Origin of the sequence: Actinomadura kijaniata, assembly GCF_014138665.1 — a bacterium.
Taxonomy (GTDB): domain Bacteria; phylum Actinomycetota; class Actinomycetes; order Streptosporangiales; family Streptosporangiaceae; genus Spirillospora; species Spirillospora kijaniata.
Map to the genome: position 1 here is coordinate 139,173 of NZ_JACJIA010000004.1, position 25,660 is coordinate 164,832.

Annotated in this window: 29 protein-coding genes; 18 read left to right on the forward strand and 11 right to left on the reverse strand. The window is 73.9% G+C overall.

Annotated elements, in window-relative coordinates:
* Positions 1-10 precede the first annotated feature (10 nt).
* Positions 11-307 (forward strand): hypothetical protein, encoded by a 297-nt coding sequence (locus HNR61_RS16680; protein WP_182844085.1) that lies wholly within the window; start codon positions 11-13, stop codon positions 305-307.
* A 60-nt stretch (positions 308-367) separates the two neighbouring features.
* On the opposite strand, the gene HNR61_RS16685 is transcribed toward HNR61_RS16680, so the two are convergent.
* The gene (locus HNR61_RS16685; protein WP_182844086.1) at positions 368-862 is read right to left on the reverse strand and encodes an FBP domain-containing protein; all 495 of its coding nucleotides are present in this window, start codon (positions 860-862) and stop codon (positions 368-370) included.
* Positions 863-933: 71 nt separating this feature from the next.
* On the opposite strand from HNR61_RS16685, the gene HNR61_RS16690 reads away from it, so the two are divergent.
* Complete coding sequence (locus tag HNR61_RS16690) at positions 934-1,512, forward strand: TetR/AcrR family transcriptional regulator (RefSeq protein WP_182844087.1); 579 nt, start codon at positions 934-936, stop codon at positions 1,510-1,512.
* Between the two features lie 168 nt (positions 1,513-1,680).
* Positions 1,681-2,814, forward strand: a complete 1,134-nt coding sequence (locus HNR61_RS16695; RefSeq protein WP_182844088.1) for an MFS transporter — start codon at positions 1,681-1,683, stop codon at positions 2,812-2,814.
* On the opposite strand, the gene HNR61_RS16700 is transcribed toward HNR61_RS16695, so the two are convergent.
* Both HNR61_RS16700 and HNR61_RS16705 read right to left on the reverse strand, forming a co-directional pair.
* Positions 2,795-3,310, reverse strand: a complete 516-nt coding sequence (locus HNR61_RS16700; protein ID WP_067814415.1) for a hypothetical protein — start codon at positions 3,308-3,310, stop codon at positions 2,795-2,797. The genes HNR61_RS16695 and HNR61_RS16700 overlap by 20 nt on opposite strands.
* Positions 3,307-3,774, reverse strand: a complete 468-nt coding sequence (locus tag HNR61_RS16705; protein ID WP_067814412.1) for a MarR family winged helix-turn-helix transcriptional regulator — start codon at positions 3,772-3,774, stop codon at positions 3,307-3,309. Before HNR61_RS16705 ends, HNR61_RS16700 begins: the two co-directional genes overlap by 4 nt.
* An 85-nt stretch (positions 3,775-3,859) precedes the next feature.
* On the opposite strand from HNR61_RS16705, the gene HNR61_RS16710 reads away from it, so the two are divergent.
* Positions 3,860-4,168 (forward strand): antibiotic biosynthesis monooxygenase, encoded by a 309-nt coding sequence (locus HNR61_RS16710; RefSeq protein ID WP_182844089.1) that lies wholly within the window; start codon positions 3,860-3,862, stop codon positions 4,166-4,168.
* Positions 4,165-5,283: a serine hydrolase domain-containing protein gene (locus HNR61_RS16715; RefSeq protein WP_182844090.1), complete on the forward strand. Its 1,119-nt coding sequence runs from the start codon at positions 4,165-4,167 to the stop codon at positions 5,281-5,283. Before HNR61_RS16710 ends, HNR61_RS16715 begins: the two co-directional genes overlap by 4 nt.
* Here the strand turns inward: HNR61_RS16715 and HNR61_RS16720 are convergent.
* Both HNR61_RS16720 and HNR61_RS49195 read right to left on the reverse strand, forming a co-directional pair.
* Entirely contained in the window at positions 5,276-5,692 is a 417-nt protein-coding gene (locus tag HNR61_RS16720; protein WP_182844091.1) for a cytidine deaminase family protein, read from the reverse strand. The two genes, HNR61_RS16715 and HNR61_RS16720, sit on opposite strands and share 8 nt — an antisense overlap.
* A gap of 124 nt (positions 5,693-5,816) precedes the next feature.
* Positions 5,817-6,575: a TetR/AcrR family transcriptional regulator gene (locus tag HNR61_RS49195; protein ID WP_182844092.1), complete on the reverse strand. Its 759-nt coding sequence runs from the start codon at positions 6,573-6,575 to the stop codon at positions 5,817-5,819.
* A gap of 102 nt (positions 6,576-6,677) precedes the next feature.
* On the opposite strand from HNR61_RS49195, the gene HNR61_RS16730 reads away from it, so the two are divergent.
* Complete coding sequence (locus tag HNR61_RS16730; protein WP_182844093.1) at positions 6,678-7,490, forward strand: alpha/beta fold hydrolase; 813 nt, start codon at positions 6,678-6,680, stop codon at positions 7,488-7,490.
* 345 nt (positions 7,491-7,835) lie between these two features.
* Here HNR61_RS16730 and HNR61_RS16735 read toward each other — a convergent pair whose 3' ends face one another.
* Positions 7,836-10,379: a DNA gyrase/topoisomerase IV subunit A gene (locus HNR61_RS16735; protein ID WP_376770259.1), complete on the reverse strand. Its 2,544-nt coding sequence runs from the start codon at positions 10,377-10,379 to the stop codon at positions 7,836-7,838.
* Between the two features lie 109 nt (positions 10,380-10,488).
* Between HNR61_RS16735 and HNR61_RS16740 the strand changes: the two genes are divergently transcribed.
* From HNR61_RS16740 to HNR61_RS16755, 4 genes are all read left to right on the forward strand, one after another.
* Positions 10,489-11,652 carry a lactate 2-monooxygenase gene (locus tag HNR61_RS16740; protein WP_182844095.1) on the forward strand — a complete coding sequence of 388 codons (1,164 nt, stop codon included), beginning with the start codon at positions 10,489-10,491 and terminating at the stop codon, positions 11,650-11,652.
* Positions 11,653-11,865: 213 nt separating this feature from the next.
* Positions 11,866-12,519: an ATP-binding cassette domain-containing protein gene (locus HNR61_RS16745; RefSeq protein WP_182844096.1), complete on the forward strand. Its 654-nt coding sequence runs from the start codon at positions 11,866-11,868 to the stop codon at positions 12,517-12,519.
* A 31-nt stretch (positions 12,520-12,550) separates the two neighbouring features.
* Positions 12,551-13,708: a sensor histidine kinase gene (locus tag HNR61_RS16750; RefSeq protein ID WP_220509447.1), complete on the forward strand. Its 1,158-nt coding sequence runs from the start codon at positions 12,551-12,553 to the stop codon at positions 13,706-13,708.
* Positions 13,705-14,310 (forward strand): response regulator transcription factor, encoded by a 606-nt coding sequence (locus HNR61_RS16755; RefSeq protein ID WP_182844097.1) that lies wholly within the window; start codon positions 13,705-13,707, stop codon positions 14,308-14,310. Before HNR61_RS16750 ends, HNR61_RS16755 begins: the two co-directional genes overlap by 4 nt.
* Positions 14,311-14,319: 9 nt before the next feature.
* On the opposite strand, the gene HNR61_RS46840 is transcribed toward HNR61_RS16755, so the two are convergent.
* The 5 genes from HNR61_RS46840 to HNR61_RS16780 all read right to left on the reverse strand — a co-directional run bounded on the left by HNR61_RS46840 (position 14,320) and on the right by HNR61_RS16780 (position 17,755).
* Positions 14,320-14,865 (reverse strand): class I SAM-dependent methyltransferase, encoded by a 546-nt coding sequence (locus HNR61_RS46840; RefSeq protein WP_312897931.1) that lies wholly within the window; start codon positions 14,863-14,865, stop codon positions 14,320-14,322.
* Positions 14,866-15,125: 260 nt separating this feature from the next.
* Positions 15,126-15,887 carry an SDR family NAD(P)-dependent oxidoreductase gene (locus HNR61_RS16765; RefSeq protein ID WP_182844098.1) on the reverse strand — a complete coding sequence of 254 codons (762 nt, stop codon included), beginning with the start codon at positions 15,885-15,887 and terminating at the stop codon, positions 15,126-15,128.
* Between the two features lie 102 nt (positions 15,888-15,989).
* Positions 15,990-16,571 carry a TetR family transcriptional regulator gene (locus HNR61_RS16770; RefSeq protein WP_182844099.1) on the reverse strand — a complete coding sequence of 194 codons (582 nt, stop codon included), beginning with the start codon at positions 16,569-16,571 and terminating at the stop codon, positions 15,990-15,992.
* Positions 16,572-16,603: 32 nt separating this feature from the next.
* Positions 16,604-17,176, reverse strand: coding sequence for a hypothetical protein (locus HNR61_RS16775; RefSeq protein ID WP_182844100.1), 573 nt, complete (start codon positions 17,174-17,176; stop codon positions 16,604-16,606).
* A 120-nt stretch (positions 17,177-17,296) separates the two neighbouring features.
* The gene (locus tag HNR61_RS16780) at positions 17,297-17,755 is read right to left on the reverse strand and encodes a hypothetical protein (RefSeq protein ID WP_220509449.1); all 459 of its coding nucleotides are present in this window, start codon (positions 17,753-17,755) and stop codon (positions 17,297-17,299) included.
* A 166-nt stretch (positions 17,756-17,921) separates the two neighbouring features.
* Here HNR61_RS16780 and HNR61_RS16785 point away from each other — a divergent pair, with 166 nt between their 5' ends.
* The 8 genes from HNR61_RS16785 (at position 17,922) to HNR61_RS16820 (ending at position 25,656) form a co-directional block, all read left to right on the forward strand.
* Positions 17,922-19,184: a sensor histidine kinase gene (locus tag HNR61_RS16785; RefSeq protein WP_182844101.1), complete on the forward strand. Its 1,263-nt coding sequence runs from the start codon at positions 17,922-17,924 to the stop codon at positions 19,182-19,184.
* A complete protein-coding gene (locus HNR61_RS16790; RefSeq protein ID WP_067814359.1) occupies positions 19,172-19,819 on the forward strand; it encodes a response regulator in 648 nt (215 codons plus the stop codon). The genes HNR61_RS16785 and HNR61_RS16790 overlap by 13 nt, the downstream gene beginning before the upstream one ends.
* Positions 19,816-20,652, forward strand: coding sequence for a DUF4097 family beta strand repeat-containing protein (locus HNR61_RS49930; RefSeq protein ID WP_182844102.1), 837 nt, complete (start codon positions 19,816-19,818; stop codon positions 20,650-20,652). The genes HNR61_RS16790 and HNR61_RS49930 overlap by 4 nt, the downstream gene beginning before the upstream one ends.
* A 376-nt stretch (positions 20,653-21,028) precedes the next feature.
* Entirely contained in the window at positions 21,029-22,060 is a 1,032-nt protein-coding gene (locus tag HNR61_RS16800; RefSeq protein ID WP_067814355.1) for a methionine ABC transporter ATP-binding protein, read from the forward strand.
* Positions 22,057-22,716, forward strand: coding sequence for a methionine ABC transporter permease (locus tag HNR61_RS16805; protein ID WP_182844103.1), 660 nt, complete (start codon positions 22,057-22,059; stop codon positions 22,714-22,716). Before HNR61_RS16800 ends, HNR61_RS16805 begins: the two co-directional genes overlap by 4 nt.
* 67 nt (positions 22,717-22,783) lie before the next feature.
* Complete coding sequence (locus tag HNR61_RS16810; RefSeq protein ID WP_182844104.1) at positions 22,784-23,605, forward strand: MetQ/NlpA family ABC transporter substrate-binding protein; 822 nt, start codon at positions 22,784-22,786, stop codon at positions 23,603-23,605.
* Positions 23,606-23,771: 166 nt separating this feature from the next.
* The gene (locus HNR61_RS16815; RefSeq protein WP_182844105.1) at positions 23,772-24,716 is read left to right on the forward strand and encodes an STM4015 family protein; all 945 of its coding nucleotides are present in this window, start codon (positions 23,772-23,774) and stop codon (positions 24,714-24,716) included.
* 4 nt (positions 24,717-24,720) lie between these two features.
* Positions 24,721-25,656: an STM4015 family protein gene (locus HNR61_RS16820; RefSeq protein ID WP_182844106.1), complete on the forward strand. Its 936-nt coding sequence runs from the start codon at positions 24,721-24,723 to the stop codon at positions 25,654-25,656.
* Positions 25,657-25,660 lie beyond the last annotated feature (4 nt).

Below are 25,660 nucleotides of genomic sequence, written 5' to 3' on the forward strand. Positions count from 1 at the left end.
GGATGTGGTTATGGCTCCCGGAAAGGTGCCCAATCCGAAGTATCGGGAGCTTGAGGAGCTTCTGCGCAGGTTGCGGCGGGATGCCGACGTGATCGAGCGGGCGCTTGACAGGCCGGTTCGTCGGATGGCCAGTCGGCATGTCTGGGTCAGTGGCAGTGGGGGTGCGGCCGTCGCCTTCGAGCGTGAACTCATCGATCAGCGGCGGCGTCTCCGGTCCGCCGTGCGCGCGTTGATCGTCTCTGTCGAGGAGGCGCTGCGCCGCACCCCCAGGGAAGTCAGTGAGCTTGAGGCGGCATTGGGCGGCTGATCGGAGTTGACCTTGGTGGGAGAGGGCCCTGAAGGGGGGCTCTCTTGGGTGAGGTCAATGTTAGGTTGTGATCTTTTTTAGGAAATTGGCCAGGTTTGTTTGGGCGCGGGCTACTTTTTCACCTGGGGTCAGGGTTTCTTCTAGGCGGCCTCCTGGTTCTGGGGCCTTTTTGTCGCGGGTGTAGAGCGAGCACGCCAGGTCTGTGCACAGGTAGGCGCCCACCGAGTTTCCCTGGCGGCCTGCCTGGCCTGTGCGGCGGGCCGTCATCAGGGCGACGCCGTTGCCGGAGTGCGTCGTCAGGCACAGTGAGCACATGGTGCGCTGGGTGAGGCCGCGCGCCTGGTTCGACAGGCGCAGGGTGACGCCGGTCAGGCGGCCTTCGTGGTCGGCCACGATGTAGCAGCGGTCGGGGGCGCCGGGGTCGCGCCAGCCCAGGAAGTCCAGGTCGTCCCAGGGGCGTTCCGCGAGGTCGCGGGGGAGGGGCAGGCGCTTGGCCTCGCCCTTGGAGCAGTTCACGAACGAGGCGCGGATCTCGGGTTCGGTCAGCGTCTTCATGGTCGCCGACGCTAGCTTTCCTAGATAGTCTAGGCAAATTCTTAGTCTGTCGAGGTTCGGAGGTGGCGTCCATGGCGCGGGCGGGGCTGACGGTCGAGCGCGTGGTGCGGGCGGCGGCGGAGATGGCCGATGAGATCGGGATCGACAACGTCACCATGACGGCGCTCGCGCGCGGTTTCGGGGTGAAGGACGCCAGCCTGTATTCGCACGTCAAGAACGTGACGGAGCTGCGCGGCCGGGTTGCGTTGCTGGCCGCGGCCGAGCAGTCCGAACGTCTCAACGATGCGGTCGCGGGCCGTGCCGGGAAGGACGCGCTGGTCGCGTTCGCCAACGCCTACCGCGACTACGCGCGCGAGCACCCCGGGCGTTACGCGGCGACGCAGGTCCAGGTCGATCCGGAGCTGCTGGCCGAGTCGCCCGCGAGCGCGCGGGGCGGCGAGCTCGTCTACGCGATGCTGCGCGGCTACGGCCTGGACGAGCCGGACGTGACCGACGCGGTGCGGCTGCTGCGCAGCACGTTCCACGGCTTCATCCTGCTCGAGGCGAACGCCGGGTTCGGGCATCCGCGCGACGTGCGGTCCTCGTGGGGACGCGCCGTCGAGGCCCTGCACGTCCTGCTGGAGAACTGGCCCTCGGAGGAGGAACGATGACGACCCAGGTGCGGGAGACCTCCCCGAACCCCTCGATCGGGCCACGGTCCGCGTCGGGATGATCCTGGCAGCGGGGGCCTTCGTGGCGCTGCTGGACGGCACGGTCGTCTCGGTCGCCGTGCACACCCTCGCCGGGCGTTCTCGGTGGGCGTGGCGGACGCCCAGTGGGTGACCACCGCCTATCTGCTCGCGCTGGCGGCGGTCATCCCGGTGACCGGGTGGGCGGCGCGGCGCTTCGGGGCGTCGCGGGCGTGGACGGTGTCGCTCGGCGTGATGCTGGTCGGCTCGGTGCTGTGCGGGCTGGCCTGGTCGTTCGGCAGCCTGGTGGCGTTCCGCGTGGTGCAGGGGCTCGGCGCGGGCGGCCTGTTCCCGCTGTCGCGGATCATCGTCATGGAGGTGGCCGGGCGCGAGCGCCTCGGCCGGGTGATGGCGGTGATGGCGCTCCCGGTGCTCACCGCGCCGCTGCTCGGCCCGGCCGTCGGTGGCGTGGTGGTCGAGGCCCTGTCGTGGCGCTGGGTGTTCCTGCTGAACGCCCCGCTGCTGCTCGCCGCGATCGTCCTGACCCTGGTGTTCGTCCCGGTCTCGCCGCGTGCGGCCGCCGAACGCCTGGACGTTCCCGGCCTGCTCTGCGTGAGCGGCGGCCTCACCCTGCTGGTCTACGGGCTGAGCGGCACGGGGCAGCGGGCGGCCGCGCTGGTAGCGGGCCTGGTCCTGTTGGCGGCCTACGGTCTGCGCGAGGCACGGTCGCCGCGGCCGGGCATCGTGGGCCTCGGCCTGTTCCGCGACCGCGCCTTCGCCGCCTCCGCCGCCGTCGGGCTGCTGGTCAACCTCACCCTCTTCGCGGGGGCGTTCCTGGTGCCGCTGTTCTTCCAGCAGGGGGCCGGGCGCGGAGCGCTGGACGCGGGCCTGATCCTGGTCCCGCAGGGGCTGGGCATGCTGGTGGCGACGCTGTTCGCGGGGCGTCTCATCGACGCCGGTCCCCGCGCCCGCACGATGGTGCTGGCGGGCCTGGCGCTGACCGCGGTGGGAACGGTGCCGTTCGCGCTGGTCGAGCCGGGTTCGCACGTGCCGCTCGGCGTGGCCGCGCTGTTCGTCCGCGGTGTCGGCCTGGCGCTGGCGGGCTCGCCGATCATGAAGACGCTCTACCACTCCCTGCCCGCGGCGAAGGTCCCGGTGGCGACCACGGCCAACGCCGTCGCCCAGCAGCTCGGCGGCGCGCTCGGCACCGCGGCGGTCACCGCCGCCGGTGCCCTCCTGCTCCCGGAACGGCGGCCCGGCGCGGTCAGCGCACCGGGCCGGTGAGGGCGTCGGCGCCCCACGCGTCGAGGCGGTCCGGGAGCGGGCCCCCGCCGTCCAGGACGTGGCGGGCGAACGCGTCCCGCTCGTGGGTGAGGATCGCCGCCTCCCAGACGCAGGGGGCGAGCCCGGCGCGGCCCGGCCGCATCTCGCCGGGCTTGCCCTGCGGTCCCACGAACACCGCCAGGTCGGACATGTAGCCCTCGATCCAGGTGTGGACCAGCACGTAGTCGCCGTCGCCGCCCGCGTGCAGGATCAGCACGGACAGCCCCAGCGAGCCCCGGGCGCGCCCGAGCGACAGGTGGTCCTCGGCCAGCTCGACGGCGGTCTCGACGTCCCCGTCGGTGAGGGCGCGGCCGGGGGCCTCCAGGACGTAGACCTTCAGCAGGTGGCCGGCGACGGTGCGGACGCCGAGGGAACGCGTGGCGCGCTCGTGATGTCCCTCGGCCAGCGCGAGCAGCGCTCCGCCGTCCACCGCGGAGGGAAGTTCGTGGCGGTTCATCCCTCCATCATGTCGCGCCAGGCGCGCTGCCGCCGGACGATCTCCCGGAAGGCGTCCTTGAACGCGGCATAGTTCCCGGCTCCGACGGCCCGGGCGTGACGTTCCTCGATGGCGGCCAGGACGGCGTCGGACCGGGTCATCATGTCCAGGCCGCGTTCGGTGGGGACGACGAGCTTGGCGCGGCGGTCGGCCGGGTCGGGGCGGCGTTCGACGTACCCGAGGGCCTCCAGCTCGTCGAGCAGCTTGCCGACGACCTGCTTGTGCTGCCCGGAACGGCGGGCCAGGTCGGTGGCGCGGCTGCCCTCGGCGTCCAGGTAGGCCATGACCGCGCCGTGCTGGGGCCGCAGGTCGGGATGCCCCTGGTCGGCCATGGTCGCGAACAGCTCCTCCTGCACGGCGAACATCAGCCGTGCCGTGAGGACGCCCAGGTCGGGATCGCTCTGCTTGCGCTCGCTGCGGCGCATCGCCCCTCCATTGGTCACCGATGTTGACAGTAATAATAGGTGACTATATCGTCCCGGACACCACCTGATCATTAAGGAGGCGGTCATGGCGGTGACCGTGGAACTGACCCGTTTCCGCACGGTCCCGGGGCGTACCGGGGACATGCTGGCGGCCCGTCCGGCGATGGTGGCGGACTTCCGCGCCGACCGCGCGGGCTTCCTGGGGGCGCGGCTGGTGCGGCTGGCGGACGACGAGTGGCTGGACATCGTGGAGTGGCGTTCGGCGGAGGACTTCGCCGCCTCCCGCGCCAAGGGCGCCAACCGCCCGGGCATCGCCGCGTTCTTCGCGACGATCGCCGAACTGGCCGGCGACGAGCAGGGCGTCCGCGTCGACGGCGGGGAGGAGGGGCGATGACGGCGCCGGTCCAGGGCACCGTGGCCGACGGGTTCGAACGGGTCCGGGAGGAGTTCGCCGCCGTCGTGGCCGCCGAACCGGATCTCGGCGCGCAGCTCGCCGTGCGGCTCGGCGGGCGGACGGTCGTCGACCTGTGGTCCGGGGTGGCGGAGGACTCGCTGCTGGCCCTCCACTCCTCGGGCAAGGGCGCGGCGTACCTGGTCGTAGCGCTGCTGGTGCAGGACGGGGTGCTCGACCTGGACCGGCCGGTCGCGGACCACTGGCCCGGGTTCGCGGCCGGAGGGAAGGGCGGCGTCACCCTGCGGGACCTGCTGGCGCACCGCGCCGGGCTCGTCGGCGTGGAGGGCGGTTTCACCACCGCCGAACTCGCCGACGACCGCCTCCTCGCCGAACGCCTCGCCCCCCAGCGCCCCCACTGGGAGCCGGGCACCGGCTACGGCTACCACGCGTTCGTCATCGGCGCGCTCGTCGGTGAGGTGGTCCGCCGCGCGACGGGCCGCTCCCTCCAGGAGATCTACGACGAGCGCGTCCGCGTCCCCTACGGCCTGGACTTCTACCTGGGGCTCCCGGAGAGCGAGGAGCCGCGTTACCTCCCGGTCCGGCCGATGCGCGGCACGGCCCCGGCGCCCGCGCCGGACAGCCTCACCGGCATCGCCTTCAACCTGAACGCGACCCCGCCGACCGACCTGGTGGAGTTCGCCAACACCCGCTCCGTGCGGGCCCTGGGACCGGCGTCCTCGGGGAGCGTGGGCAGCGCGCGCGGCCTGGCGAAGATGTACGCGGCGACGATCGGCGAGGTGGACGGCCGGCCCCCGCTGCTGACGCCCGCGACGCTGGCGGAGTTCACCAAGCCGCACGCCACCGGCATCGACCTGGTGACCGGCGAACGCGACCACTTCCTGCTGGGGTTCGAGGCGCAGGGGGTGCGGTACCCGTTCCTGGGCGCGGACGCGTTCGGGCACAGCGGCGCGGTGGGCGCGCAGTCGTTCGCCGACCCCGCGAGCGGGGTGGCCTACAGCTACACGCGCCGGAGCTTCGCCCCGGGCGGGGGAGGCGGTGCGCGGGAGAACGAACGCCTCGCCGCCGCCGTCCTCGACGCGGCCCGCCTCACGTGAGCGGCGGGGGCTCGCCCTGGATGTCCTCCCAGATGTAGCTCTCGGGGAGCAGCTCGCCGATGGGGAGGGCGCGCGGCTCCTCGGCCGTTCCGACGATGGCGCGGATGGCGGGGAAGTAGTCGATCAGCACCTGGCGGCAGCGCCCGCACGGCGGCAGGATCGAACGGCCGTCGTCGCCCACGGCCACGATGGCGTCCAGCTCGTACGCGCCGTGCGCGGCGGCGGTCCCCATGACGACCAGCTCCGCGCAGGGGCCGCCGGTGAAGTGGTAGACGTTCATCGCGGTGAAGACCCGCCCGTCGCGGGCCCGCGCCGCCGAGGCCACGGTGTGGACGTCGCGGTGGGCGTACGCGGCGACGACGCGCGCCGCGGCCTGGACGAGCTCCCGGTCGGCGGCACTGATCGTCATACCGCCATCATGCCCCGCGCGGAGCGCCAGGCCGTATATCGCCATCAGATCCCGGGCGGAACGTCGTCCGGCGCGTTGTTCCCGCTCTTCCTCGCGAGGTAGAGCGCCAGGCTGTTCATCGCCGTCATGTCCCGCGCGGAGCGCCGACCGTCGTGTCGCCCCCGTTTCCTCCCGCGAGGCGGAGCGCCAGGCCGTCCAGGAGGCAGTCCAGGGCGAACGTGAAACGGCGGTCGCACTCGGCGTCCACGTCGACGCCGGTGGCCGCGGCCATGCGGCGGGCCAGGCGCGGATGGTCGCGGTGGAGCCCCGCCAGGAGGTCGCCCGCCTCCCCGGGCCAGCGGGCGGCGGCGCGGGCGGTCACCGTCCGCCAGGTGATCTCGGCGGCGACCGCGCCGGTCACCTGGTCGTTGACGGCGGCCAGCGCGGCGTCCAGGTCCCGCTCGGCGAAGCCCGCCCGCGACAGGACCGCCAGGCCCGCCTCGGCGAGGGCCAGGGCGTTCGGGCCCAGGTTGGGCTGGGCCGTCAGGTCCGAGACCACCCAGGGGTGGCGCAGCATCATCGCGCGGGTGGAGCGGGCGAGACGGGCGAGACCCTCGCGCCAGCCGGGCGCGGGGGCCGCGCGCAGGTCGGCGAGCACCTCGCCCAGCACCGCGTCCAACGCCAGTTCGAGGAGCTCGTCCTTGGTCGTGACGTACCAGTAGAGCGAGCCCGCCGTGACGCCCAGGTCGGTGGCGACGCGGCGCATGGACAGTCCCCGGTGGCCCTCGGCGTCGAGGATCTCGACGGTGCGGCCGACGATGCGGTCGCGGGTCAGGCGGCGGTCGCGCGGCGGTTTCTCGGGGCGCAGCCAGACCGAGAGCGGGGCGTCGTCGGAAGCGGGCACGGGACGACCCTATCCGGGACGGAGGCGTGGGTGCGTACGTTGTTCCCTACACCTATACAGCGTTTAGTTTTTCTCATACGGTGTTTGGGAAAGGAGGCGGTGATGAGCGTTCACGTGACGGTGTGGGACGAGACCGGCGGGGGCGGGGAGCCCGTGGTCCTCGTGCACGGGTCCACGAGCTGGGGTGACGATGCGGTGTTCGGGTTCGCGGCGCAGCGGCCGCTGGCGCGGCGGTTCCGGCTGGTGGCGATGGACCGGCGGGGGTACGGGGGCAGCCCGGACGGCTCGACCGGGTTCGCCGGCGACTACGAGGCCGACACCGAGGACGTCCTCGCGCTGATGGGGGAGGGCGCGCATCTCGTGGCGCACTCCTACGGGGCCGTCGGGGTGATGCGGGCGGCGGCGCGGCGGCCGGAGGCGGTGCTGTCGATGACGCTGGTCGAGCCGGGGTGCTACCAGGCCGCCGCCGACGATCCCGTGGTCGCGAAGGCGCTGGCGGCCAACCGCGCCGCGTACGCCGCGCTGCCCGGGGACGTCCCCGCCGAGACCTCCCTGCGCGCGGCGACCGAGTCGGTGGGGCTCCCGCCGCTGGAGCCGACGCCGCGACGCCTGCGCGCCGCGCGCTCGGCGTTCCGCGAACGGGTGTGCTGGGAGGCGGCGATCCCGGTCGCCGCACTGGCGGCGGCCCCCTGGCCCAAGCTCGTCATCTCCGGCACCTGGGAGAACGCCCCCGCCCTCTACCGCGAACGCGGCGGAGAGCCGCTGATGGCGTGCGCGCGGGTGACCGCCGAACGCATCGGCGCGCGCTGGCTCCAGATCCCCGGCACCGCCCACTGGCCGCACGTGGAGGAGCCCGGAGCCGTCAACGCGGCCCTCGAAGAACTATGGACGAACGCCGTCACCCGCAACACCTGACATCCGTGCAGATGCGCGGCCCTCCGAGCCCTCGGCGGTGAACGAACGCCCCGGGTACCCGAGCCCGTCGGCGGCCCGAAGACGCGAAGCGAACGTGTGTCCGCCGCCCGTCACGCCGCAGGATCCAGGGGCGACGGCAGAGTGCCCGGCTCGTTGCGGGGACGGGTGTTCCCGCGCCCCCCGGCTTTGTCGGGCGGCAGGATGTCGGTGGCCTGAGGGCGTGGAGCGAACGTGTGCCCGTCACCCTTGTGCCGCGGGAACCGGCGGTGTTCGGTGGAAGGGGTGCCCGGCTTCTCCTGTGAAGCCGGTGCCGTCCCGGGTTCGGGGCGGCACCGGCGTCGGGCGTCAGTTGACGGAGCCGCCCTGCTCGGCGGCCACCTCGGCGGCCTCGGCCGCCTCCTCGGCCTCGTCGGGGCGGCGGCCCAGGGGGCCTCCCACCTCGGCGATCGGCTGCTCCAGCGGGGTGCCCGAGCCGTCGCGGCGGCCCAGCTCGGCCGGGAGCTCCAGGGGCTTGCCGTTGGCGGCCGCCGCCTTCGCCGGGGTCGCGGCGACCCAGGCCGCCAGCAGCGTGTCCTCGCCCTTCAGGAAGCGGTGCGAACGCACACCGCCCGTCGCGCGGCCCTTGGCCGGGAAGTCCGCGAAGTCCGACACCTTGATCGCGCCGGTCTGGGTGCCGGGCAGGGCCGTCGAGCTGCCCGCGACCGTCACCACCCGGGCCTCGCGCGCCGGGTCGATCGCGCCGAACCAGATCACGCGGGCGTCCGCCGCCAGCTTGATCCCGGCCATGCCGCCCGCCGGGCGTCCCTGCGGGCGGACGTTCGAGGCCGCGTAGTGCAGCACCTGGGCGTCGCTGGTGGCGAACACCAGGTGGTGGTCCTCGGACTCCAGGTGGACGGCGCCGACGACGCGGTCGCCCTCCTTGAGGGTGATGACCTCGAAGTCGTCGCGGTTGTTCGGGAAGTCGGGCACCACCCGCTTGACCACGCCCTGCTCGGTGCCGAGCGCCAGGCCCGCGCCCGCCTCGCTGATCGTGCCCAGGCCGACGACCGTCTCGCCCTCGTCCAGCGTCACGTACTCGGTGACCGGCGCGCCGCCCGCCAGGGACGGCGGCGAGGCCGACGGGGGCAGCGCGGGCAGGTCCACGACCTCCACGCGGACCATGCGTCCGGTGGAGGTGACCACGCCCACCTGGCCCCGCGCCGTCGTCGGGACGACCGCGCGCAGCACGTCGTGGGACGAGCGCCCGCCCTCGTCGGACAGCGGGTCGGCCGTGGCGGTGCGGGCCATCAGGCCGGTGACCGACATCAGCACCAGCACCGGGTCGTCGGGCACCTGGAGGGGAACGGCCGCCGCCGCCGTCTGGCCCGACGCCTCGATCAGCACCGTGCGGCGCGGGGTGTCGAACTTCTTGACGACGTCGCGCAGCTCGCGGGAGACCACGCCGCGCAGCTTGCGCTCGGACTCCAGGATCGCCGTCAGCTCGGCGATCTCCTTGTTGAGCTGGTCCTTCTCCTTCTCCAGCTCCAGCCGGTCGTACTTGGTCAGCCGGCGCAGGGGAGTGTCGAGGATGTACTGCGACTGGATGTCGGACAGGTCGAAGATGTCGATCAGGCGGGCCCTGGCCTGCGCCGAGTCGTCGCTGGAGCGGATGACCTGGATGACCTCGTCGATGTTCAGCAGCGCGACCAGCAGGCCGTCCACCAGGTGCAGGCGGTCCTCGCGCTTCTTGCGGCGGAACATCGACCGCCGCCGCACCACCTCGATGCGGTGGTCCACGTAGACCTGGAGCAGGTCGCGCAGGCCGAGGGTGCGGGGCTGGCCGTCGACCAGCGCCACGTTGTTGATGCCGAAGCTCTCCTCCATCGGGGTGAGGCGGTACAGCTCGGCGAGCACGGCCTCGGGGTTGAAGCCGTTCTTGACCTCGATGACCAGGCGCAGGCCGACGTTGCGGTCGGTGAGGTCCTTCAGGTCGGCGATGCCGTTGAGCTTCTTGGCGTTGACCAGTTCCTTGATCTTGGCCTTGACGCGCTCGGGGCCCACCGCGTACGGCAGCTCGGTCACCACGATGCCCTTGCGGCGGGGGGTGACGTTCTCGATGTGGGTGGTGGCGCGCATGCGGAACGTGCCGCGCCCCTTGGCGTAGGCGTCGCGGACGCCGTCCAGGCCGACGATCTTGCCGCCGGTGGGCAGGTCGGGACCCGGCACGAAGCGCATCAGGTCCTCAAGGGTGGCGTCGGGGTGGTCCAGCAGGTGCCGGGCCGCGGCGACGACCTCGCCGAGGTTGTGCGGGGCCATGTTGGTGGCCATGCCGACCGCGATGCCGGAGGCGCCGTTGACCAGCAGGTTCGGGAACGCGGCCGGAAGCACGTCCGGCTCCTGCTCCTGCCCGTCGTAGTTGGGGCGGAAGTCGACGGTGTCCTCGTCGATGGAGTCCACCATCAGCATCGCCTCGGGCGTCAGGCGCGCCTCGGTGTACCGCATGGCGGCGGGCATGTCGTCGCCGCCGAGGGAGCCGAAGTTGCCGTGGCCGTCGACCAGCGGCATCCGCATCGCCCACGGCTGCGCCAGGCGCACCATCGCGTCGTAGATGGCGCTGTCGCCGTGCGGGTGCAGCTTGCCCATCACCTCGCCGACGACGCGGGCGCACTTGACGTGGCCCCGGTCGGGACGCAGTCCCATGTCGTTCATCGAGTACAGGATCCGGCGCTGGACGGGCTTGAGCCCGTCGCGCGCGTCGGGCAGCGCCCGGCTGTAGATCACCGAGTAGGCGTACTCCAGGAAGCTGCCGCGCATCTCCTCGGAGACATCGACATCGATGATGTTCTCCTCGAAGTCCGCCGGCGGGGGAGGAGGAGGGGCTTGGGATCCGCGTCGTGCCATGCCACACATTGTGGCCGGTCCCAGTGACATCTTTTGCCCGGGCGGGGACCGGCGCGCCGCCGGACGGGCGGCGTAGGGTCCGTTTCACACCGCCTGTCCCGATCCGCGAGGAGGCTCCATGAGCGCGCCGGCCGACTTCCAGAACGAGATCTACCTCAACGGACTGGGCGACGCCCTCCCCGGTCTCCCCACGGATCTGACGAGGCTGGAGGCCCTGGCGGAGGGGCGGCTGTCGGCGCAGGCGTTCGGGTACGTGGCGGGCGCGGCGGGCAGCGAGGCGACCGCGCGGGCGAACCGGGAGGCGTTCGACCGGTGGCGGATCGTCCCCCGGATGCTGCGGGACGTGGCCGAACGCGACCTGTCGGTCGAGGTCCTGGGAACGCCGATGCCCGCGCCGGTCCTGCTGGCCCCGATCGGCGTGCAGTCGATCCTGCATCCGGACGGCGAGCTCGCCACGGCCCGCGCGGCGGCCGGAACGGGCCTGCCCGTGATCCTGAGCACCGCCTCGTCGTACGCGATGGAGGAGGTCGCCGCGGCCGGCGGCGACGGCCCGCGCTGGTACCAGCTCTACTGGCCCAAGGACCGCGACCTGGCCGTCAGCCTCCTCGACCGGGCCCGGGCCGCCGGGTACACGGCGCTGGTGGTGACGCTCGACACGTTCACCCTGGCGTGGCGGCCCCGCGACCTGGACCAGGCGTACCTGCCGTTCCTGCGCGGCGTCGGCGTCGCCAACTACTTCTCGGACCCGGTGTTCCAGAAGGCCGTCGGCGGGCCGGTCACCGACGAGAACCGGTCGGCGGCGCTGCTGCACTGGGTCGCCAACTTCGGGAACCCGTCGCTGACCTGGGCGGACCTGGCGTTCCTGCGCGAGCACTGGGACGGCCCGATCGCGCTCAAGGGCATCCAGCACCCCGACGACGCCCGCCGCGCCGTGGACGCCGGCATGGACGGGGTGATCGTGTCCAACCACGGCGGGCGGCAGGTGGACGGCGCGGTCGCGTCGCTGGACGCGCTGCCCGCCGTCGCCGACGCGGTCGGGAACCGGATCGCGGTGCTGTTCGACAGCGGCGTCCGCACCGGCGCGGACGCGGCCAAGGCCCTGGCGCTGGGCGCGCGGGCGGTGCTGGTCGGCCGCCCGTACGCGTACGGGCTGGCGCTGGGCGGCGAGGCGGGCGTGCGGCACGTGCTGCGCTGCCTCCAGGCCGAGCTGGAGCTGACGATGGCGCTGGCGGGCCTGACGCGCCCGGCGGAACTGGATCTGGACTGCCTGGTCCGGGGCTGACCGCGCGGGATCTTACGGACCGCGAAACAGAAGGCCGTTCACCCCCGTGCGACCGGTCCGCGCCGGTTAGCCTCGACTTCGAGTGATCTTGTTCGAGGGGGAACGATGCACGAGGGGCATGACGGATGTCATGGTCGGACCCGGCGGATCTCACGACCGGTCGCTGACGCCCGTGACTGCCCGCCGGCGCGGCCGGCGGCCAGCATGGGGGACATGAGCGGCGACGTGATCGAAGTGACCGGACTGATCGTCCGTCCCGGGGGGCGCGGGGCGCCGCGGACGGTCTCGTTCGCCGTGGCCCGCGGCGAGGTCTACGCGGTGCTCGGCCACGCAGGCTCGGGCAAGACCACGGTCCTGGAGGCCGTCGCGGGCCTGCGGCGACCCGAGGCGGGGACGGTCCGGGTGCGCGGCGCCGACCCGTTCGCCGAATCCGGACGGGCTCCGGCGGGCGCCGTGTGGTCCGACGGCGGGCTGTTCCCGGGGCTGACCCCCCGCGAGGTCGTCGGGACGTGGCGGCGCTGGACGCTGGACCCGCTGGAGGCGGACCGGGCGCTGGAGCTGGCGGACCTCACCGGGGCGGCCGACGTCCCGTTCGAGGACCTGGCCGCGGGCGCGCGGCGGCGCCTCGACCTGGCGCTGGCCCTGATCGGCCGCTCGGACGTGCTGCTGCTGGACGCGCCCACCGCCGGTCTCGGCCCGGCCGACCGGCGGGAGGTGTGGACGGTGCTGCGCCGGATCGCGGCCGAGGGCGTGACGGTGCTGCTGGCCACCCGGGACGCCGACGAGGCGTGCCTGGCCGACCGGGTCGGCGTGCTGGACGGGGCCCGCCTGCCGGGCCGCCGGACGCGGTCCTTCCTGGCCGCCTGACCCCGGGGGCGGCGCGTAGGCTGTGAGCCGCATGTCCCCGGGGACGGAGGGGCGGGTGCGGCCCAGGATTCCGCGGCTCACCGCCATCGCCGCGATCATCGTGGCGATGGCGCTGGTCACGCTGGCCGGCCTGGTGCTGTCCCCGATGTGGGACGAGCTGGTGACACGGCGCGACGCCGGGCGGATCGCGGTTGCGGTGCCGCTGGTCGCGGCGGTGTTCGCGCTCTACGGGCGGCTGCTGTGGCTGAACCTCGTCCGGCGCGCCGCGCCCGTCCACCGGTCCGTCCAACGGCTCGGCCTGGCGGCGGTGCTGGCGTGCTGCTGGACGCTGCCCGCGCTGCTCGGCGTGGGCCAGGGCTGGGCGAACGCGCTGGTCGTGCCCGCCGGGCTGATCGCGGTGGTGCTGCCGGCGCGGCAGGCCGCCGCGGTCACCGGGGCCGTCGCCGCGCTGACGTTCGGCTACGGGCTGGTGCTCGACCTGCCCGTGCTGACGCTGCTGTACAACCTGGCCGGCATCCCGCTGACGGCGTTCTCCGGGTACGTGACGATCTGGCTGGTCCACGTGGTCCAGGAGCTGCACGAGGCCCGCGCCGAGCTGGCCGGGGCGGCGGTCGGCGAGGAGCGGCTGCGGTTCGCCCGCGACCTGCACGACGTGCTCGGCCACAGCCTCCAGGCGGTCGCGCTGCGCGCCGAGGTCGCCGAACGGTTCCTGGACCGCGACCCCGGCCGCGTCCGCGGCGAGCTCGTCGAGATCCAGGCCATGGCCCGCGACTCGGTCCGCGACGTCCGCGAGGTCGTGCGCGGCTACCGCGCCACCTCGCTGCGCGGCGAGCTGGACGGCGTGTCGGCGGTGCTGCGGGCCGCCGGGATCGTCTGCGACCGCCCCGACCTGCCGCCGGACCTGCCCGCCCGCGTCCACGAACCGCTCGGCTGGGTGGCCCGCGAGGCCGCCACCAACGTCCTGCGGCACGCCGGGGCGTCCTGGTGCCGCATCACGGTCGACGCCGACGGCCCGCACGTCCGGCTGGAGATCGTCAACGACGGCGCGGGCCGCCGCGCCGGGACCGGCGGCAGCGGGCTGACCGGCCTGGCCGAGCGCCTCCGGGCGGCGGGCGGCGCGCTGGCGGCCGGTCCGGCGGGCGACGGGACGTTCCGCGTGACGGCCACCGTTCCGAAGGGGGACACGTGATCCGGGTGCTGCTGGCCGACGACCACCACCTCATCCGCGAGGCCCTGGTCCTGCTGCTGGAGACCGAGGACGGCATCGAGGTCGCCGCCGACGTGGGCCGCGGCGACGAGGCCGTCGACCGCGCCCTGGCCCTCCGGCCCGACGTCGCTGTCCTCGACATCGACATGCCCGGACTGGACGGGCTGGCCGCCGCCGAACGCCTGGCCCGCGACCTGCCCGGCTGCCGCCTGGTGATCGTGACCGCGCACGGCCGCCCCGGCAACCTGCGCCGCGCGATGGCCGCGGGCGTGCGCGGCTTCCTCGGCAAGGACGCGCCCGGCTCCCGGCTGGCCGAGGTCATCCGCCAGGTCGCCGCCGGCGCCCGCTACATCGATCCCCAGCTGGCCGCCGACGCCCTGGCCGCCGAGGAGTGCCCGCTGACCCCGCGCGAACTGGACGCCCTGCGCGCCGCCGCCGACGGGGCGCCCGTGGCCCGCATCGCCCGCGCCCTGGGCCTTTCGGAGGGGACGGTCCGCAACTACCTGTCCTCCGCGGTGACGAAGCTGGGCGCCGACAACCGCCACGCCGCCGCCCGCGCCGCCGCCGACCTGGGCTGGCTGTGACGGCGGCGGTCAGCGGCGGGCCGTCGCCAGCGCGCCGCGCTTGGTGACGCGCAGCGGCGTGCCGACCCGCGCGGCCAGGTCCGCCGCCTCGGCGCGCGGCACCCGGCGGGCGACCAGGTAGTCGCGGACGGCCGCCCGGTCCGGGAGGGTGATCAGCGGAGCGTCCCAGCGTTCCGCCTCGACCGCGCCGAACACCGCGCCCACCAGGCCCGGCGCGTCCTCGGCGTCGAACGGCGTCGGCGCGCGCCGCCACACGTGGGCCAGCTCGGGGCTGTCGTCGCGGGCGATGGCCGACACGACCAGCAGCCCGCCCGGCGCCAGCACCCGGCGCGCCTCCCGCAGCGCCGCCGACGGGTCGTCCAGGTGGTGGAGCATGTTGACCGCCACGGCGGCGTCGAACGCCCCGTCCCGGAACGGCGGCCGCACCGCGTCCCCCGCACGGCGGGCCCCGGATGCGCCGCCAGCATCGTCGCCGACGCGTCCAGCCCCACCACGCGCATGTCGCCCGGCGAGGCGGGCTGCGGCATTGCGAACGGCGGACCCGCGCGCCACCACATTCCCGGCGACGCGGGCTCGTCCAGGGAGGCGGGAAAGGAGCGCGTCCAGGCTCGGGTGGCCGCGCGCCGCCCCGCCCGCTCCCGGTCCCCGGCCGGGCTCGGTGGCGCTCCGGGCGAGGGCGTCCAGCTCCTCGCGCGCCTCCCGCAGCTCGCGGTTCGGTGCGGCGGCGCATCACCGCCACGACGGCCGTCACCGCGACCATCGTCCCGAACGGGTCGCCGGAGAGCGGGATCCGCTCCAATCGTGGTGACCGCTGGTCAGGCGGACGCGCCGCCGTCGATGACGTGGTCCTCCCCGACGACGAAGCCGGACTCCTCCGAGGCCAGCCACAGCACCGCCCGGGCGATCTCCTCGGGGGCGGCGACCCGGCCCAGCGGCAGCCTCCCGCCCATCCGGGCGTCGCGCTCCTCGCGGGTCTCGCCGGGGCGGTGGCTCATCGGGCCGTCGATCGGGCCGGGGCTGATCGCGTTGATCCGGACGCCGTCGGCGATGGCCTCGCGGGCGGCGGCCCTGGTCAGCGCGCTCACCCCGGCCTTGGCGGCGGCGTAGGCGCCCAGCCCGGGAAGCCGCTGGTGCGCGCCGATGACGGAGGCGGTGTTGACGATCGTGCCGCCGCCGTGCGCCCGCATGTGCGCGATCTCGTGCTTCATCGACAGGAAGACGCCGGTCAGGTTGGTGTCGACCACCCGGGTCCAGTCGTCCTCGGGCAGGTCGGCGACCGGGCCGAACGGGGCGGCGACGCCCGCGTTGTTGAACGCCACGTGCAGGCCGCCGTGCCGTTCCACGGTGGTGGCGACCATGCGGGCCACGTCGGCGGACACGGTGACGTCGGCGGTGATCGCGCTGGCCGTGCCGCCCTCGGCCGCGATGAGCTCCACCGTCCGCCCCGTGCCCTCCGGGTCGCGGCCCGCGACGGCCACCGTCGCGCCGGCCCGGGCGAACGCCAGCGCGGTGGCGCGGCCGAGCACGCCCGACGCCCCGGTGACGAGGACGACCCTGCCGTCGAACCGAACGGTCATGAGGAACTCCGTTTCGCTGTAAACCAACAGAACGATTGGTATCGAATAAGGTCCGAAGAAAGCCCCGCACCTTCCCGGTGCGGGGTCCGTCCCCGGCGAGGATCAGGCCAGGAGGGTGAGGGCCTGCTCGGCGGCGTCGCGCAGCCGCGCCCGGTCGGCCGGGGCGCGGCCCAGGACGCGCATGCCCTGGAACAGCACCACCAGCAGCCGCGCCAGGGCGCGCGGGTCCCGGTCGCCGGCCAGCTCGCCCTGGGCGCGGGCCCGGGTGAGCGCCGAGGTCAGCGCCGTCTCCAGATGGTTCCAGCTCGCCTCGACCAGCCGCGCCGCCGCCGGGTCGCGGCCCGCCCGCTCGACCGCGGTGTTGACCACCATGCAGCCACGCCGGGCCGGGTCGTCCGCCGAGTCGGCGGCGTACCGCTCCACCAGCTCCCGCACGGCGGGCAGCACCGGGCCCGGCCGGGACAGCGCCGCCATGATCTGCGGGTCCTTCAGCTGCGAGTAGCGCTCCAGCGCCCGCAGGAACAGCTCGTGCTTCCCGCCGAACGTGGCGTAGACGCTGGCCCGCGCGACGCCCAGGTGCTCCACGAGATCGGCCATGGACGTCGCCTCGTAGCCGCGCTCCCAGAACAGCTCCAGGGCGCGCAGCAGCACGGCGTCCGGGTCGAACTCCTTGGTCCTCGCCATGCCCCGACCGTAGACCTATCGAGACCGATCGGTCAAATATTCAGCATCGTCTTGGAGCGATCCAGATCGAGGACCTCCAGGACCGCGCCGTCGGCGGACAGCGCCTCGGCGCGCGGCGCGCGGCGCGCGCCCCACACCACCACGGCGTGCCCGTGCTCGGGCACCTCCAGGGTCCGGTTCCCGAACCGGATCCGCGCGACCTCGTCGGAGGCCTGGAGCCGCGCCTCGTGGACGTACTTGGCGCCCCAGGGCAGGAGCCGGTTGGCGTTGCGGACGGTGTTGCCCCAGCCGTGCAGCAGCAGGTGGCCGCCCAGCTCGGCCGCGCCCCGCCGGGTCAGCGGTTTCTCCGGCGCGGTGCCGCCCGCGCCGCCCAGCTCCTGCCAGTCGCCGTCGCGCTTCTGGAACGTCCACGTCTCCATGTACGTCAGGTCCCGCGCGCCGGGCATCGCCTGCCCGCGCCGCAGGACCAGGATGACGGCGATGTCCCCGTCCACGTCCCGGTCCAGCGGGACGACCGGCCGCTGCTCGAACTCGGCCGGGGCGGGGATGGGAAGGTCGTCGCGCAGGAGTCGCAGGATCTCCTCGCGCACCTCGTTGTCGTTCATGGAGGGACCTCATGGGGGTGCGTACAGCGGAAAGGGCCCTCCTGCCGAGAGCCCGCGTCGCACTCTAAGGGTCCGAGTACTCAGGTTTCACCAGAATGCGAGGGTTGGGGGGTAAAGAACTCAGACGGGCGACTTCTCCATCGACAACGCGCGCGCCGCGAGTATTCCGCACAGCGCCGCCAGCGGCAGCTCGACGCCCGCGGCCAGCGCCGCCGCCACCGCGCGCTCCGACCCGGGGGCCGAGGTCAGGACGTCGAACCAGGCGTCCATCACCAGCAGCGCCCCCGTCGCGGCGGCCGTCAGCCCGTAACGCGCGTCGCGCCGCAGCACCAGCGCGCCCGTGCCCAGCAGGCCCGCCGCGAGCACCACGTCCAGCCCGACCCAGGCGGCCGACCAGTTGGACACCTGCGCGGTGGACGGCAGGCGCGCCGCGAGCGCGAACGTCCACGGCACGAGCGCCAGCCCGCCGCCCGCCAGGCCCCAGCCGAGCCAGCGGCGGCGGGCGTGGGCGTGCGCGGTGGCCGGGCGGCGGGCCGCGGCGGCGCGACGGGAGGAGGAGGGGGACACGAGTGTCGCCATCGGAGTGACCTTCCGGTGGGGGCCGGTGGGGAACGTGCCTCCAGCCTGCCGATCCGCGCGGTCGCCGTCGGTAACCCGCGTATCCGACCCGGGGTGGCACCAGGTACACCCCCACCCTGGAACCCGCTGGATGGCGCAAGATCGGGCCTGGCAATACGGTTCTGCCATGACATCGGGGACACTCCTGCGACGGGCGGGCGCGCACGCTCCGTGGTCGCCGACCGCGTGGCGCGACACCGCGTTCGCCGTCTCGGGGGTGCCGCTGCACCTGGCGTTCCCCGCGCTGCTGGTGCTGCCGTGGTCGGTGTGGCTGCCGTTCGACCCGGTCCTGATCGCCCTCTACCTCGTGGTGCCGGCGGTGGCGGCGCTGTGGCTGATGCCCGCCCTCACCCGCGCGCACCGCGAACGCTGCTGGGCCATGCTCGGGCTGGACGTCCCCGCGCCGCCCGAACGGCCCGGCGGGTTCCGGGGGCTGCCCCGGACGCTGCGGTCGGACGACCTGTGGCGGGAGGCCCGCTACCACCTGCTCACCGGGCCGCTGCTGGCGTGCGGCGCGCTGGCGGTGCTCGGCTGCTGGGCGGTCGGCGCGGCCCTGGCGACCCTCGGCCTGTACGCGTGGGCGCTGCCCGACACCAGCGCGCTCAGCCTGAACACGCACGCGGTGCGGGTCGGGCTGCTGAACGCGCTCGGGGTGCTGCTGTTCCTGGCCGCGCCCTGGGCGGCGGCGGCCGTGCGGGACCTCGACGGCCGGGCCGTCGAGCGGCTGCTCGGCCCCGACCGCGCCAAGGAGCTGGAACGCCGCGTCGAGGACCTGGCCGAGAAGCGCGCCGAGGTCGTCGACGCCGCCGACCTGGAACGCCGCCGCATCGAACGCGACCTGCACGACGGCACCCAGCAGCGCCTGGTCTCCCTCGCCCTCAACCTCGGCCTGGCCCGCGAGACCCTCACCGACGTGCCCGACCCCGCCATGAAGGTGATCGTCGAGGCGCACGAGGAGGTCAAGGAGGCGCTGACGGAGCTGCGGAACCTGATCCGCGGCCTGCACCCGCCCGTGCTGGAGGACCGGGGCCTGGACGCCGCGCTGTCGGGGATCGCCGCCCGCGTCCCGCTCCCGGTCCGGCTGCGGGTGGAGGTGCCCGAACGCGCCTCCTCCACCGTCGAGGCCGTCGCCTACTTCGTCGTCTCCGAGGCCCTCACCAACGTCGTCAAGCACGCCCGGGCCACCGGCGTGGACGTCGCCGTCGTCCGCGACGGCCACACCCTGCGCGTCACCGTCACCGACGACGGCGTGGGCGGCGCCGACCCGGCCGGCGGCAGCGGCCTGGCCGGGCTGGCGCGGCGGGTGCGGTCGGTGGACGGCGTGTTCCGCATCACCAGCCCCGCCGGGGGCCCGACCACCCTCACCGTGGAGTTGCCGTGCGCATTGTGATCGCCGAGGACTCGGTCCTGCTGCGAGCCGGACTGATCAAGCTGCTGGAGAGCACGGGCTTCGAGGTCGCCGCCGCCGTGGGGGAGGCCGACGGGCTGCTGGCCGCCGTCGCCGAGCACCGGCCGGACGCGGCGATCGTGGACGTGCGGATGCCGCCCGGCTTCACCGACGAGGGGGTGCGCGCCGCCCTGGTGATCCGCCGGGAGCACCCGGAGGTGTCGGTGCTGCTGCTGTCGCAGTACGTCGAGGAACGCTACGCCGCCGACCTGCTGTCCGCCCACACCAGCGGCATCGGCTACCTGCTGAAGGACCGGGTCGCGGACGTGTCGTCGTTCCTGGACGCGCTGCGCCGCGTCGCCGCCGGGGGCACCGCCCTGGACCCCGAGGTGGTGTCGCAGCTGCTGCTGCGCCGCAACAGCGACCCGCTGGACCGCCTCACTCCGCGCGAACGCGAGGTGCTCGGGCTGATGGCCGAGGGCCGCTCCAACGCCGGGATCGCCGCCGCCCTGGTGGTCAGCGAGAGCGCCGTCGCCAAGCACATCAACAGCATCTTCACCAAGCTCGACCTGCCGCACGCCGAGGGCGACCACCGGCGGGTGCTGGCCGTGCTGCGCTTCCTGGACGGGGACTCGTGACCGCCACCGTCGAGCGTCCCGCCGTCCCGGCCGGTCCCGCCGACCGGCCCCGCCGCCGCGGCGTGTGGATCGCGCTGGCGGCGCTCACCGCGTTCACGGTCCTCGTTCCCGCCGGCCTCCAGGTGGTCGGCGGGGTGCTGCGGCAGAGCGTGGTCGCCCCGCCGGCCGAGTACCGGAGCCTGGTGCAGGAGGTGCGGGTGGACGCCGGGGGCGCGCACCTGACGTTCGGGCCGAGCGGCTCGGGCCTGACGCGGGTGACGCAGGAGCTGACCTGGGTCCTCCACCGGCCGCGGGTGAAACACCACCTGGACGCCCAGGGGGTGCTGCGGATCAAGGTGACGTGCGACGACCCGGCCGCCCTGAACGGGGGCCGGGACTGCGGCGCCGAACTGGGCGTGCGGCTGCCGTCCGCGGCCAGGGTGACGGTGACCTCGGAGTCCGGGTCGGTCACGGCGCGGGACCTGGCGGGCGACGTGGAGGTGCGCACGCGCAGCGGCGAGCTGAACCTGCACGACGTCCGGGGGAACGTCGTGTTCGAGGCCGGCTCGGGCGCCGTCCGCGGCGAGGGGCTGCGGTCGTCGCGGCTGCGCGCGCGGGCGGGCTCGGGCAGCGTCGACCTCGACTTCGCCGCGCCGCCCTCCGACGTCACCGTGCGCACCGGGTCCGGGGCGGTCGACATGCGGCTCCCGGCGGGAAGCCACTACCGCGTCGTCGGCGACGCCGGGTCCGGCGGCTGGCAGGTCGACCGGATGCTCCACGACCCCGGCGCCCCCGCCCGGATCGACGTCAACACCGGTGCGGGATCTGTCACAGTGGGGTATCCGCGCAGGTAGCGGCGGTATTCGGCGATTTGACGTCATTGATGTCGAGCGGGTTTACTGATGACCATGACCGCCGTACGCCCGTGCCAGATGCGCCGCCCGCAGCTCATGCGGGTCATGGGCTGTGCGTGCCGTTGTCGAATGTGTGACCGCTGAGGGCCCCCGCCAGAGCAGCCTCGCGCCCCGAAGCGAGCCGGATCCGACCCCCGAGCCACACATGATCTTCCAACGCCACCTGCTGAGCCACGCCCCGTACCCGCCCGGCCTGGCCTGAGACCGCCCCGCCCGGCGCCCCGGTCCGCCCCGGACCGCGCCCGGCCGCGCCCTCGTCCCGATCCCGCCACGCCGCCGTCGCACGGGCGGCGGCTACCGCACGGAATGAATCCCTGTGATCCAGATCGAAGAACTCCGAAAGGTCTACCGCGCCCGCGGGCGTGAGGTGACCGCCGTCGACGGCGTCGACCTGACCGTCCGCGAGGGCGAGGTCTTCGGCGTCCTCGGCCGCAGCGGTGCCGGCAAGTCCACCCTGCTGCGCTGCGTCAACCTGCTGGAACGCCCCGACTCGGGGCGCGTCGTCGTGGCGGGGCAGGACCTGATGGCGCTGCGGGGCGGTGAGCTGCGCCGGGCCCGGCAGGGCATCGGGATGATCCACCAGCACTTCGGGCTGCTGTCCAGCCGCACCGTCGCCGGGAACGTCGCGTTCCCGCTGGAGGTCATGGGCGTGCCCCGCGCCGAACGCGCCGAGCGCGTCGCCGAGCTCCTCGACCTGGTCGGCCTGTCCGACCACGCCGACGCCTACCCGGCGCAGATCTCCGGCGGCCAGAAGCAGCGCGTCGGCATCGCCCGCGCCCTGGCCGGCCGCCCCAAGGTGCTGCTGTCGGACGAGGCGACCTCCGCGCTCGACCCCGAGACCACCGCCTCGATCCTGGAGCTGCTGCGCGACCTCAACCGGCGCCTCGGCCTCACCATCCTGCTGATCACCCACGAGATGGACGTGGTCAAGCGGATCTGCGACTCGGCCGCGATCATGCGCGAGGGACGGTTCGTGGAGTCCGGTCCGGTGCGGGAGCTGCTGCTGCGGCCCGGCTCGGAGCTGGCGCGCGGCCTGTTCCCGCTGCCCGAGCCAGCGGTGCGGCCCGGCACCACCGTGGTGGACCTGACCTTCGAGGGCGACAGCGCCGACCGGCCGTTCGTGTCGTCGCTGGCCCGCACCTACTCCATCGACGTCAACATCCTCGGCGGGGCCGTGGAGGAGATCGGCGACACCCGCGTCGGGCGGCTGCGCGTCGAGCTGCCCGGCGACCCCGAGCTCAACGCCGCCCAGCTCGCCCACCTGCGCGACGCCGGGCTGACCGTCGAGGTGCACGGCGCGGCCCCGGCCGGCCCCGCGACCGACAGCGGCCTGGAGGTGGCCCGATGACCTGGAGCGAGATCTGGCCGCTGCTACAGGAGGCGTCCGTCGCCACCGCGATCATGGTCGGCGTGTCCGGCCTGTTCGCCACGGTGTTCGGCCTGCTGTTCGGCGTGCTGCTGGTACTGACCGACCGGGACGGGCTGTTCCCCCTCCCGATCCTCAACAAGCTGCTGGGCGGCGTCGTCAACGTGGGCCGCTCGCTGCCGTTCATCATCCTGATGATCGCGATCGTGCCGTTCACCAAGCTGGTCACCGGCGGCTCCTCGATCGGCACCGAGGCGATGATCGTCCCGCTGGCGGTGGGCGCCGTCCCGTTCTACGCCCGCCTGGTGGAGACCGCGCTGCGCGAGGTCGACCCCGGCGTGGTCGCCGCGGCCCGCGCGATGGGCGCCTCCGGCCGCGAGATCGTCTGGAAGGTGCTGCTGCGCGAGGCCCGGCCCGGCCTGCTCGCCGGCCTCACCGTCACCGTGATCGCGCTGGTCGGCTACTCGGCGATGGCCGGGACGATCGGCGGCGGCGGCCTCGGCGACGTCGCGGTCCAGTACGGCTACGAGCGCTTCGAGACCAAGGTCATGATCTCGACCGTCGTGCTGCTGGTGGTCGTGGTCCAGCTGGTCCAGATGCTCGGCGACTGGGCGGCCCGCCGCCTGTCCCACAAGTAGACCCCACCCCGTTCCACCGAGATCCGTGCCGGAAGACCCCGGCGCGGCCCACAGAAAGGCACTCTTCGTGCTTCGTAAGATCACCCTCGCGCTGGCCTCGGTCGGGCTCCTGGCGGGCCTGACGGCCTGCGGCTCGTCCGACGCCCAGACCAACGACAAGGCGGACGGCCCGCTGAAGGTCGCGGTCAACCCCGTGCCCCACGGCGAGATCCTCGAGTACGTCAAGAAGAACCTGGCCGACAAGGCCGGTCTCAAGCTCGAGATCGTCTCCTTCTCCGACTACGTGCAGCCGAACACCGCCCTCAAGGAGGGCCAGGTCACGGCCAACTACTTCCAGCACGTGCCGTACATGGAGGAGTTCTCGAAGTCCAAGGGCTTCGCGATGACCTTCGTCGCGCCGGTCCACCTGGAGCCGCTGGGCGTCTACTCCAGGAAGGTCAAGGACCTCAGGTCCGCGCCGCAGGGCGGGAAGGTCGCCGTCCCCAACGACCCGGCCAACTTCGGCCGCTCGCTGAAGCTGCTCGCCGACAACGGCCTGATCACCCTCAAGCCGAACGCCCCGGTCACCGCGACCGAGCGCGACATCGCGAGCAACCCCAAGGGCCTGAAGTTCACGCCGGTCAAGGCCGCCCAGCTGCCGCGCACGCTGGACGAGGTCGACCTGTCGGTGATCAACGGCAACTACGCGCTGGCCACCAAGCTGAACCCGGCCAAGGACGCGCTGGCGCTGGAGAAGGCCGAGGGCAACCCCTACGCCAACGGCATCGTCACCCTGCCCGGGAAGAAGGACGACCCGCGCGTCAAGAAGCTGGTCGACCTGCTGCGGGGTCCCGAGGTGAAGAAGTTCATCCAGGACAAGTACCAGGGCTCGGTCCTGCCCGCCGCCTGACCCGAGGCTCCCCGAACGGCCCCCGGACGCCCCGCGTCCGGGGGCCGTTCCCGTCGGCGCACGGCCGCGCCCCCGCGCCCCGACGGGATGATCCGCCGATTCCCTCCGGATCTGTCGGCCGGTGCTGATAGGACTTGTGCCGACGTTGATCCGGAAAGGGGCCCGTATGGGCGTGTACCAGCATCTCACCGAGTTCGCCGGGCTGCCGGTGGCCGAGTTCGACTTCGAGACCGAGGAGGACGCCGAGCTCCCGCCCGCCGCCGGGCACGCCTGGGCCGTGCGCACCTCGTTCGACGAGGAGTCCTTCGAGCAGGTGTGGTCCCGGTTCCGGGCGGCCGTGGACACCACGGCGGTCACCGCGCTGGTCATCGGGTACTGGGGCGCGTCCTACGACGAGCACGACGCCGACCCCGTGGCGCTGCTCACCGAGGCCGCCGCCGACTTCCCGGCGCTGCGGGCCCTGTTCCTCGGCGACATCACGGGGGAGGAGTCGGAGATCTCCTGGATCGAGCACTCCGACATCACCCCGCTGTTCACCGCCTTCCCGGAGCTGGAACGCTTCGAGATCCGCGGCGCGGACGGCAACGAGGGCGAGATCCGGCTGGAGCCGATCAAGAGCGCCGCGCTGAAGCGGCTGCGGTTCGAGTCCGGCGGGCTGCCCGCCCGCATCGTGCGGGCCATCGCCGCCAGCGACCTGCCGAACCTGGAGCACCTCGACCTGTGGCTCGGCACCGACACCTACGGCGGCGACGCCACGATGGCGGACCTGGAGCCGATCCTGACCGGGGAGCGGCTGCCGTCCCTGCGCCACCTGGGCCTGGAGGACTCCGAGACCCAGGACCGGGTCGCCGAGGCCGTGGCCGGCGCTCCGGTCGTGGCGCGGCTGGAGTCGCTGAGCCTGGCCATGGGGATCCTCACCGACGCGGGCGCCGAGGCGCTGCTGTCCGGCCAGCCCCTCACCCACCTGCGCAGGCTCGACCTGCACCACCACTACCTGAGCGACACCATGATGGACCGCCTCCGCGCCGCGCTGCCCGGCGTCGAGGTGAACCTCGACGACCGGCAGGAGACCCACAGCGACGGCTGGCGTTTCATCGCCGTCTCGGAGTGACGCCGTGACCATCAACGAGCACCTCACCGAGTACGCCGGGCTGCCCGCGTTCACCTTCGACGAGTCGACCCCGACCGAGGGGCTGCCCGACGCCGCCGCCGTCGCCTGGCGCGTCCGCACCGAGGAGTGGGACGCCAGCGGCGAGTGGGAGCAGATGTTCGAACGCTTCCTGTCCACGGTCGACACCGCCCGCGTCACCCACCTGATCATCGGTCACTGGGGCCACCTCCAGCGGGACAACCCCGGCTACCCGCCCGACAGCCTCGCCAAGGCGGCCGACCGCTTCCCGGCGCTGCGGCACGTGTTCGTCGGGGACATCGTGCTGGAGGAGAAGGAGGTCTCCTGGATCGAGCACGGCGACCTGGGCCCGCTGCCGGCGGCGTTCCCGGCGCTGGAGCGGCTCGACGTGCGCGGCAGCGAGAGGCTGCGGCTGGAGCCGTTCACCGGGGCGAACCTGCGGACGCTGCGCTTCGAGACCGGCGGCCTTCCCCGGGAGGTCGTGCACACCGTCGTGGCCAGCGACCTGCCGAACCTGGAGCGCCTGGACCTGTGGCTGGGCACCGACACCTACGGCGGCGACGTCGGCGTGGGAGACCTGGAGCCGATCCTGACCGGGGAGCGGCTGCCGTCCCTGCGGCACCTGGGGTTGGAGAACGCCGAGATCCAGGACGAGGTCGCGGCGGCCGTGGCGGGTGCTCCGGTGGTGGCGCGGCTGGAGTCGCTGAGCCTGGCGCTCGGGACGCTGACCGACCGGGGCGCCGAGGCGCTGCTGTCCGGCCAGCCCCTCACCCACCTGCGGAAACTCGACCTGCACCACCACTACCTGAGCGACACCATGATGGACCGCCTCCGCGCCGCGCTGCCCGGCGTCGAGGTGGACCTCGCCGAAGGACGCGGGCCGAGGGACGACGGCGGCCACTACATCGCCGTGTCGGAGTGACACC